Annotated in this window: 7 protein-coding genes and 1 pseudogene; 4 read left to right on the forward strand and 4 right to left on the reverse strand. The window is 74.5% G+C overall.

Going from position 1 to position 8,752, the window contains the following annotated elements; all coding sequences use genetic code 11:
- The 4 genes from dacB to RWM17_RS09280 form a co-directional block, all read left to right on the forward strand.
- Positions 1 to 1,391 (forward strand): D-alanyl-D-alanine carboxypeptidase/D-alanyl-D-alanine-endopeptidase (gene dacB, locus RWM17_RS09265; RefSeq protein ID WP_314102987.1); only part of this gene is annotated, 1,391 nt, incomplete at its 5' end.
- A 93-nt stretch (positions 1,392 to 1,484) separates the two neighbouring features.
- Entirely contained in the window at positions 1,485 to 2,057 is a 573-nt protein-coding gene (locus tag RWM17_RS09270) for an isochorismatase family protein (protein ID WP_314102989.1), read from the forward strand.
- A complete protein-coding gene (locus tag RWM17_RS09275) occupies positions 2,054 to 3,529 on the forward strand; it encodes an NAD-dependent succinate-semialdehyde dehydrogenase (RefSeq protein ID WP_314102991.1) in 1,476 nt (491 codons plus the stop codon). The genes RWM17_RS09270 and RWM17_RS09275 overlap by 4 nt, the downstream gene beginning before the upstream one ends.
- Positions 3,526 to 4,602 carry a Gfo/Idh/MocA family oxidoreductase gene (locus RWM17_RS09280; RefSeq protein WP_314102992.1) on the forward strand — a complete coding sequence of 359 codons (1,077 nt, stop codon included), beginning with the start codon at positions 3,526 to 3,528 and terminating at the stop codon, positions 4,600 to 4,602. The genes RWM17_RS09275 and RWM17_RS09280 overlap by 4 nt, the downstream gene beginning before the upstream one ends.
- A gap of 17 nt (positions 4,603 to 4,619) precedes the next feature.
- Here RWM17_RS09280 and RWM17_RS09285 read toward each other — a convergent pair whose 3' ends face one another.
- From RWM17_RS09285 to RWM17_RS09300, 4 genes and pseudogenes are all read right to left on the reverse strand, one after another.
- Positions 4,620 to 5,669, reverse strand: a complete 1,050-nt coding sequence (locus RWM17_RS09285) for an enoyl-CoA hydratase/isomerase family protein (RefSeq protein WP_314102994.1) — start codon at positions 5,667 to 5,669, stop codon at positions 4,620 to 4,622.
- A gap of 88 nt (positions 5,670 to 5,757) precedes the next feature.
- Positions 5,758 to 7,659, reverse strand: a complete 1,902-nt coding sequence (locus RWM17_RS09290) for an ABC transporter ATP-binding protein (protein WP_314102997.1) — start codon at positions 7,657 to 7,659, stop codon at positions 5,758 to 5,760.
- 94 nt (positions 7,660 to 7,753) lie between these two features.
- Positions 7,754 to 8,380, reverse strand: a pseudogene (gene ribA / locus RWM17_RS09295) (GTP cyclohydrolase II); the annotation flags it as partial.
- A gap of 23 nt (positions 8,381 to 8,403) precedes the next feature.
- Positions 8,404 to 8,752, reverse strand: a 349-nt coding sequence (locus RWM17_RS09300; protein WP_314103000.1) for a dihydrofolate reductase family protein, incomplete at its 5' end; no start/stop codon positions are given.

Raw genomic sequence — 8,752 nt, forward strand, 5'->3', positions numbered from 1 at the left:
CGTTCGCCCTGCTCGGCGGCGGTGCGGTCGCCGCCGGCGCCGCGACCGCTCCCGACGTTCCCGTCGCGTCGAGTGCCCTGTCCGGAGCGGATGGCGACGGCGGTGCCGAACCGGCCGAGGTCGTCACCGTCACACCCGACCCCACCGCGGCGCCCGACCCCCAGCGCGTCGCGCCCGCGGTCGTGCCGCAGGCCACGAAGCTGCGCACCTGCTCGGTCGCCGCCGCCGCGTCCGATCCTCGCCTCGCCCAGTTCGAGGGGTCGGTCGTCAACGCGGCGACGGGCGAGGTCCTCTTCGACCGGAGCGGGTCGACCCCGGCCCGGACCGGCAGCGTGCTCAAGACCCTGACGAGCGCCGTGGCGCTCGCGGTCCTGGGCGGCGACCACCGTCTCACGACCACGGTCACGGGCGACCCGGGCAGCGGGACGATCGCCCTCGTGGGCGGCGGCGACCCGACCCTCAGCGCGACGGGCCGCAGCGTGTACTCCGGCGCCCCGACGCTCAGCGACCTGGCAGGGCAGGTCGCCGCCTCGCTCGGCGGCCAGCCGGTCTCGCAGATCACGCTCGACGCCACCTGGTGGAGCCAGGCCGACAAGTGGGACCCGTCGTGGAAGCGCACCGAGCAGACGATCGGCTACCACAGCGAGGTCACCGCGCTGATGGTCGACGGCGACCGGGCCGACCCCTCCGCGGTCACGAGCCCGCGCAGCACCGACCCGGTCGGCCGGGCCGGCGAGGCCTTCCGGTCCGCGCTCGTCGCGGCGGGCGTCCCGGGGGCGGCGTCGGCGTCGATCTCCCAGGGCACGGCGAGCAGCGCCACGGTGCTGGGGTCCGTGCAGTCGCAACCCGTGTCGACGCTGATCGGCCAGATGCTGCCGAACTCGGACAACACGCTGGCCGAGATGCTCGCACGGGCCTCGTCGAGGGTGTCCGGGGCGGACGGGTCGGCCGCCTCCCTGACGGCCCTGTACCGGTCCGCGCTCGGCGGCACCTACGGTCTCGACGCGTCGACGATCACGATCGTCGACGGCTCGGGGCTGAGCGAGAACAACGCCGTGCCGTCGACCTTCGTGGCGCGGCTGATGATCCAGGTGCGCGACCGCGCCCACGGCCTGGGCACGGTCTACGACGCCCTGCCGATCTCGGGCCGCACCGGCACACTCGCCTCCCGTTTCACGGGCTCGAACGCCGACGCCCGCGGCGCGGTGCACGCCAAGACCGGCTGGATCGACACCGCGTACACGCTCGCCGGCTCGATCGACTCGGCCGACGGGACTCCCCTGACCTTCGCCTTCTACGCGATCGGCCCGGTGAAGGACAACGCCCGCAGCGCCCTCGACACCCTCACAGCGTCGGTGTGGCGCTGCGGGAACTCGCTCGCGAACAGCTGACCGGGACGGCCGGGCGCCGGCACAGCACCAGCACCAGCACAGCACCAGCACCAGCACCAGCACAGCACCAGGCCACAGAGGGAGGATGGGAGCATGACCACCGCGCTCTTCGTCATCGACGTCCAGAACGACTTCACCGAGGGAGGCGCCCTCGCCGTCGCCGGGGGCGCAGGCGTCGCCGCCCGGGTCACGGAGCGCCTCCGCGGTGACCGGGCCCGGTGGGACGTCGTCGTCGCCAGCCGCGACTGGCACGACGACCAGGGCGACAACGGCGGCCACTTCGCCGCCGAGCCGGACTTCGTCGACACCTGGCCGCCGCACTGCGTCCGGGGCAGCGCGGGCGCCGAGTACCACCCCGACCTCGACGTCTCGCTCGTCGACGAGCACGTGCGGAAGGGGACGGGCAGCCCGGCCTACTCGATCTTCGAGGCCGCCACCGAGCAGGGCGAGCCGCTCGCCGACCTCGTCGCCCGACACGGCGTCACCGAGGTCGACGTCGTGGGCCTGGCCACCGACCACTGCGTCCGCGCCTCCGCGCTCGACGCGGCGCGGGCCGGGCTCCGCGTGAGGGTCCTCACCGACCTCGTCGCCGGTGTCGCCGAGGGGCCGAGCGCCGCCACCCTCGACGAACTGCGCGCAGCCGGCGTCGAGACGGTGCGTTCGTGAGCGCCGCCGACGAGGCTCGAGTCCTCGCCGCCGTGCCTGCCGGCCTCCACGTCGACGGGACGTGGGCTCCGGCGACAGCGGGCCGCACCTTCGACGTGCGCGACCCGTCCACCGGCGACGTGATCGCAACGGTCGCCGACGGCGACGCCTCCGACGGGCTCCGCGCCCTCGACGCCGCCGTCGCCGCGCAGGCGGCATGGGCGGCGACGCCGCCCCGCACCCGCTCCGACATCCTGCGGCGGGCGTTCGACCTGCTCCGCGAGCGCGCCGACGACCTCGCGCTGCTCATGACGCTCGAGATGGGCAAGCCGCTCGCCGAGTCGCGCGGCGAGGTCGCCTACGGCTCGGAGTTCGTCCGCTGGGCCAGCGAGGAGGCGGTGCGCATCTCGGGCCGCTACGGCACGAACCCGGAGGGGACCGGCCGGACCGTCGTGCTGAAGCGCCCCGTCGGCCCGTGCCTGCTGATCACCCCCTGGAACTTCCCCCTCGCGATGGCGACGCGCAAGATCGCGCCCGCCCTCGCGGCCGGCTGCACCGTGGTCGTGAAGCCCGCCGACCTCACGCCGCTCACGACGCTCGCCCTCGTCGGCATCCTCGCCGAGGCCGGGGTGCCCCGCGGCGTGGTGAACGTGGTGACGACGACCTCGGCCGGCGACGTCTGCGAGCCCCTCATCCGCGACCCGCGCCTCCGCAAGCTCAGCTTCACGGGGTCGACGCCGGTCGGCTCGACCCTGCTCGCCCAGGCGTCCGAGCGCGTGCTCCGCACGTCGATGGAGCTCGGCGGCAACGCGCCGTTCCTCGTCTTCGACGACGCGGACCTCGACTCGGCCGTCGAGGGTGCCCTGCTGGCCAAGTTCCGCAACGTCGGGCAGGCCTGTACCGCGGCCAACCGGTTCCTCGTGCACGAGGCGGTCGCGGACGAGTTCGTCCGCCGGGTGACCGAGCGCGTCGAGGGGATGACGCTCGGCCGCGGCACCGACGACGGGGTCGACGTCGGCCCGCTGATCGACGACCGAGCGGTCGAGAAGGCCGAGCGCCTCGTCGACGACGCGGTCGCGCGCGGCGCCGTCGTGCGGACGGGCGGCGCGCGCGTCGACGGCACGGGCACGTTCTACGAGGCGACCGTCCTCGACGGGGTGCGGCCGGGCAGCGAGCTCCTCACGACGGAGATCTTCGGCCCCGTGCTGGCCGTCTCGACCTTCGCCGACGAGGAGGAGGCGGTGCGGCTGGCGAACGACACCGAGTTCGGCCTCGTGGCCTACGCGTTCACCCGTGACCTCGCCCGCGGGCAGCGCCTGGCCGAGACGCTCGAGACCGGGATGCTCGGCCTCAACGTCGGCGTCGTGTCGAACGCCTCGGCGCCGTTCGGAGGCGTCAAGGCGTCCGGCCTCGGACGCGAGGGCGGCCTGGAGGGCATCCAGGAGTACCTCGAGACGGTGTACCTGATGACCCCCGACCCCTTCGCCGCATGAGCGCCCCGGCCTCGCAGCAGTCCGGGCGAGCCCCGGAGCCGAACCAGCCCCGCCTCCGGGTCGGCATCGTCGGCTACGGCCTCGCCGGCCGGGTGTTCCACGCGCCCCTCGTGGCCGCCGACGACTCGTACGACCTCGTCGCCGTGGTCACGCGCGACGCGGACCGCGCCGACCAGGCCAGGACCTCGCACCCCGGGGTCGAGATCGTCCCGCGCGTGGGCGACCTCGACGCGCTCGGCCTCGACCTGGTGGTCGTCGCGACGCCGAACGCGACGCACGCCGACGTGGCCGCGGACGCACTGCGCGCCGGGTCCGCGGTCGTCGTCGACAAGCCCGTCGCGACCACCGCCTCCTCGGCTCGTCAGCTGATCGAGCTCGCCGAGTCGCTCGGACGGACGCTGACGGTGTACCAGAACCGTCGCTGGGACGGCGACTACCTCACGGCCTCGCGCCTGGTGAGGGACGGCGCGCTCGGCGAGGTCCACACCTTCGAGTCGCGCTTCGAGCCGTGGAAGACCGCGAACCGGGCGGGCTGGAAGTCGGAGGCGACGGCTGCCGAGGGCGGCGGCGTCCTGTTCGACCTCGGCCCGCACCTCGTCGACCAGGCGCTGCACCTCTTCGGCCCCGTGGCCGACGTGCACGCGGAGATCGCGCGGCGACGCCCGTCGGGAGCCGCGGACGACGACGTGTTCGTGTCCCTCCGGCACGAGAGCGGCGTCCGGTCGCGGCTCTGGATGAGCCACGTCGCAGCCCAGCCCGCCCCGCGCCTCCGCCTCCTCGGCACGGCCGGTGCCTACGTCGTCGACGGGCTCGACCCGCAGGAGGCGCAGCTGGCGTCGGGCACGTCGCCCCGCGACCCCGGGTACGGCCGCGTCCCCGACGAGCGACACGGCCTCGTCGGGATCGGCACCGAAGCCCGGCCCGAGCCGACCGACCGGGGCCGGTACCCGCTGTTCTACGAGCAGCTCGCCCGCGCGCTCCACGGGGCCGGGCCCGTGCCCGTCGACCCGCGCGACGCCCTCGCGGCGCTCGAGGTCATCGAGGCGGCACGGGAGTCGGCCGGGGTGGCCTGACACCGGTCCGTGGCGGGTCAGATCCGAGTGTCCCAGTCGATGCCCTCGATCACGGCGGCGGCGTCGACCTCGGCCAGGCTGGCGGGCGACCAGCGCGGCGACCTGTCCTTGTCGACCACCCGTGCGCGGATCCCCTCGACGAGGTCGGGCGAGTCGGCCAGGGCGGTGACGAGCCCGAGCTCCTGGCCGAGCACGGCCTCGAGGTCGGGCAGGCTGCGCGCCCGGCGCTGGGCGGCCAGCGTGAGCACGACGGAGGTGGGGGAGGCGGCCTCGAGGTCGTCCGCTGCCCTGCCGGCCGCGTCGACCCCGTCCCGCGCGAGCCCGCGCAGTCGAGCGAGCACGCGGACCGCGTCATCGCCCTCGTAGGCGTCGTCGATCCAGCTGCGCTCGGCGGCGAGCGGCGCCGGGGGAGGCTCGACCGCGAGGGCCCGGACGGCGTCGGGGCCGCCCGTCGCGAGCGCGTCCAGCACGAGGTCGCCGCCGGCCTCGCCCTCCTCGGCGACGAGGACGTCGGCGAAGCCCGTGAGCAGGGCGTCGGAGGCGGTCATCGCGGCGCCGGTCAGCGCCAGGTGGGTGCCCAGCTCGCCGGGCGCCCTCGAGAGCAGGTAGCTGCCGCCCGCGTCGGGCGTCAGGCCGATCAGGGTCTCGGGCATGCCGACCCGGCTGCGCGGCGTCACGACCCGCAGGGACACGTGCCCGCCGAGCCCGACGCCGGCGCCCATGGCGATGCCGTCGAGGTACGAGACGACCGGACGGTCCCAGCGGCCCAGCCGCAGCGCGCCCCGGTACTCCCGACGCCACATCGCCACGCTGCGGGCAGGGTCCGCCGTCGCGTCGCGGCGGATCGCGGTGATGTCGCCGCCGGCACAGAAGCCCCGGGGGCCGGCTCCGCGCAGCAGCAGGGCCTCGACCTCGTCGTCGTCCTGCCAGGCGTCGAGGGCGCGCTCGATCAGGCCGAGCATGCCCTCGGTCACCGCGTTGATCTTGCCGGGCCGGTTCAGCATGACGACGCCCACGCCCCGGTCGACGTGGAACAGGACCTCGGGCTCGCGGGCGTCGTCGCTCATCGGGCCAGGCTAGGCGACCCGGCCTCCCGGCGGGCCCACGGTGCCGCGACCCCGCGACCCCGCGACCCCGCGGCCCCGCAGGAGGGGATCAGACGAGCAGCTGGTGCTTCGCGAGGTCCTTGTAGAGCGGCGTGCTCTCGACCAGCTCGGAGTGCGTGCCGACGCCGACGACCCGTCCGTCGTCAACGACGACGATCTGGTCGCTGTCCACGACCGTCGAGAGCCGGTGCGCGATCACGATCAGGGTGCGACCCTCGGCGACGGCGTCGATGGCCTCACGGAGGCGCTGCTCGTTGAGCCCGTCGAGGCTCGACGTCGACTCGTCGAGCAGCAGCAGCGGGGGAGCCGAGAGCAGCGTGCGTGCGATCGCGAGACGCTGGCGCTCGCCGCCCGAGAGCAGCACGCCGTCCTCGCCGACCTGGGCGTCGAGGCCGAGCTCGCCGCGCTCGAGCACGGCGGTGAGGTTGACCGCCTCGAGCACCCGGCGGCAGTCGTCGTCGGTGGCCTCGGGCGAGCCGAGGGTGAGGTTGTCGCGCAGGGTGCCCGCCAGGACCGCAGCGTCCTGCTCGACGTAGCCGATCTGCGCGCGCAGGTCGACGCGGTCGAGCGCGCGGACGTCCACGCCGCCGAGACGGACGACGCCGGAGGTGGGGTCGTAGAAGCGCTCGATGAGGGCGAGGATGGTGCTCTTGCCGGCTCCGGACGGGCCGACCAGGGCGGTGCGCTTGCCCACGGGAGCCGAGAACGAGACGCCGCGGAGCACGGTGAGGTCGTCGTCCGAGGCCGCGCGCGCCTCCTTGGCGGCTGGCGTGCCGTCGACGGCCGGGGGCGAGTCGGGGTAGCGGAAGTGCACGTCGTCGAAGCGGATCGCGGCGTCGGTCTCGACCCTGGCGTCGCCGCCGAGGCCCGCGGCGACGACGCCGTCGCCCTCCGTCTCGCGCGGCAGGTCGAGGATCTCCTGGATGCGGCCGAGCGCCCCGAGCGCCTGGTTGACGCTGAGGACGGCCCCCATGGCCTGGCCGAGCGGCATGATCATCAGGAAGAGGAACAGGATGAACGACACGAGCGAGGCGATGTCGATCGTGCCGTTCGCGACGCGGAAGCCGCCGACGCCCAGCACGACGAGGAACGACGCCTGCAGCGCGACGGAGGCGATGGGCACGACGAGCGCCGAGATGCGCGCGACCTCGAGGCCCCGCCGGTAGGCGCCCTCGGCGTCGGCCTGGACGCCGGTGATCTCCCGTTCGGTGGCGCCGCTCGCGCGGATCGTCCGCACCGAGCTGATCGACCGCTCGACGGCGGCGGTCAGGTCGCCGACCTTCTCCTGTGCGCGCCGGCTGGCGACGCGGATGCGGCCCGAGAGCAACACGACGACCGTCACCGAGACGGCGACCACGAGCACGGTGAGGCCGAGCAGGACGGGGTCGATCAGGAACATGCCGACCAGGGCGCCGACGAAGGTCAGGGAGCCGCCGATCGCCTCGACGAGGCCCTGGGTCAGCACGGCGCGCAGCAGGGTCGTGTCGCTGCCGACGCGCGACACGAGGTCGCCCGTGCGTCGACGGTCGAACTCGCTGACCGGCAGGTGCAGCAGGCTCGCCACGAGCCTGCGGCGGCTCGAGAGCACGACGCCCTCGCCGGTGCGCTGCAGCAGGTAGTGCTGGAACCCGCTCAGCAGGCCGGCGACGACGACCAGGGCGACGAGCGCCCAGACGAGCCGGCCGAGCGTCTCGCCCTGCTGCACGAGCGTGATGACCTGGCTGACGAGGAGGGGCTGGCCGAGCGAGGCGGCGGCGCCCAGCACGCTGAGCACGATGATGACCACCATCACCTTCTTGTGCTCGAAGAGGTACGGCAGCAGCTGACGGAACGTCGCGCGGGGCCCGTCCGCCTCTCGGCGGCCCGTCCGACCTGACCGTCCTCGTCGAGCGGGTGCGGGGGACGACGCGGATCGAGTGCTCGGGTCGGAGCGGCTCGTGTCGGAGCTCATGGTGCCTCTCGGGGAAGGTCGCGGCAGATCGCCTCGACCACGGTACTTCGTCCCGTCCCGAGCCACCTGCGCCTCCGCTGGGACCGGTGACGGGTCAGGCGTCGCCGTGCAGCTCCTCGGGCAGCTCGTGGCCCATGCGGTCTCGCTTGGTGTCGAGGTAGCCCTCGTTGAAGGCCCCCACGCCGACGACGAGGGGCACGGACTCGAGCACCTCGATGCCGTGCTGCACGAGCTGACGGCGCTTCTCGGGGTTGTTGCTGAGGAGCCGGACCGACGTCACGCCGAGGTCGCGCAGCATGTCGGCCGCGGCGCCGTACTGGCGGGAGTCGGCGGGCAGGCCGAGCGCCAGGTTGGCGTCGAGGGTGTCGAGGCCGTCCTCCTGCAGCCGGTAGGCGCGCAGCTTGTTGATGAGCCCGATGCCTCGGCCCTCGTGGCCGCGCAGGTAGACGACGACCCCGCCGTGGTCGCGGATGGTGTCGAGGGCGGCGTCGAGCTGGGGGCCGCACTCGCACTTGAGCGAGCCGAAGGCCTCGCCGGTCAGGCACTCGGAGTGGACCCGCACGAGCGCCCCGTCGGAGGGGGCGGCGCCGTCGGGCCCGGAGGCGACGATCGCGATGTGGTCGGCGCCCGTCTCGACGTCGGTGTACGCACGCATCCGGAACGTGCCGTGCGAGGTGGGGACGGTGGTCTCGACCTCGAACGTCACGTGGGAGACGCGGGGGGAGTCGGGGGAGTGGGCGTCGGTCATGGGGTGCTCCGGGTGTCGTCGCGGGCCACGACCAGCAGGTCGGTGCCGAGCAGGGTGACGTCGGCGACGCGGAGGCGTCGCTGATCGTCGATCGTGCCGACGCCGAGGTCGTCGAGCGCGGTGCGTGCGCCGCCGATCAGCGTCGGGGCGAGGTAGACGAGGTAATCGTCGACGAGGCCGGCGCGGACGAAGGCGCTGGCGACGGTCGGGCCGCCCTCGACGAGCACGCTGCGCACGCCGAGCCGCCACAGGGCGTCGAGCGCGGCCGCGGGGTCGTGCCCCGCGAGCTGCACGAGCTCTCGAGGGTGGGTCCGGAGCCGGGCCCCGGCCGGGACGGCACGGTCG

This window comes from uncultured Frigoribacterium sp. (assembly GCF_963515265.1).
Classification (GTDB): domain Bacteria; phylum Actinomycetota; class Actinomycetes; order Actinomycetales; family Microbacteriaceae; genus Frigoribacterium.

Bases quoted from the DNA above. Each gene is read 5' to 3' on its own strand.
- RWM17_RS09270 (WP_314102989.1), top strand. From the start codon at position 1,485: ATGACCACCGCGCTCTTCGTCATCGACGTCCAGAACGACTTCACCGAG.
- RWM17_RS09280 (WP_314102992.1), top strand. From the start codon at position 3,526: ATGAGCGCCCCGGCCTCGCAGCAGTCCGGGCGAGCCCCGGAGCCGAAC.
- RWM17_RS09285 (WP_314102994.1), bottom strand. From the start codon at position 5,669: ATGAGCGACGACGCCCGCGAGCCCGAGGTCCTGTTCCACGTCGACCGG.
- RWM17_RS09290 (WP_314102997.1), bottom strand. From the start codon at position 7,659: ATGAGCTCCGACACGAGCCGCTCCGACCCGAGCACTCGATCCGCGTCG.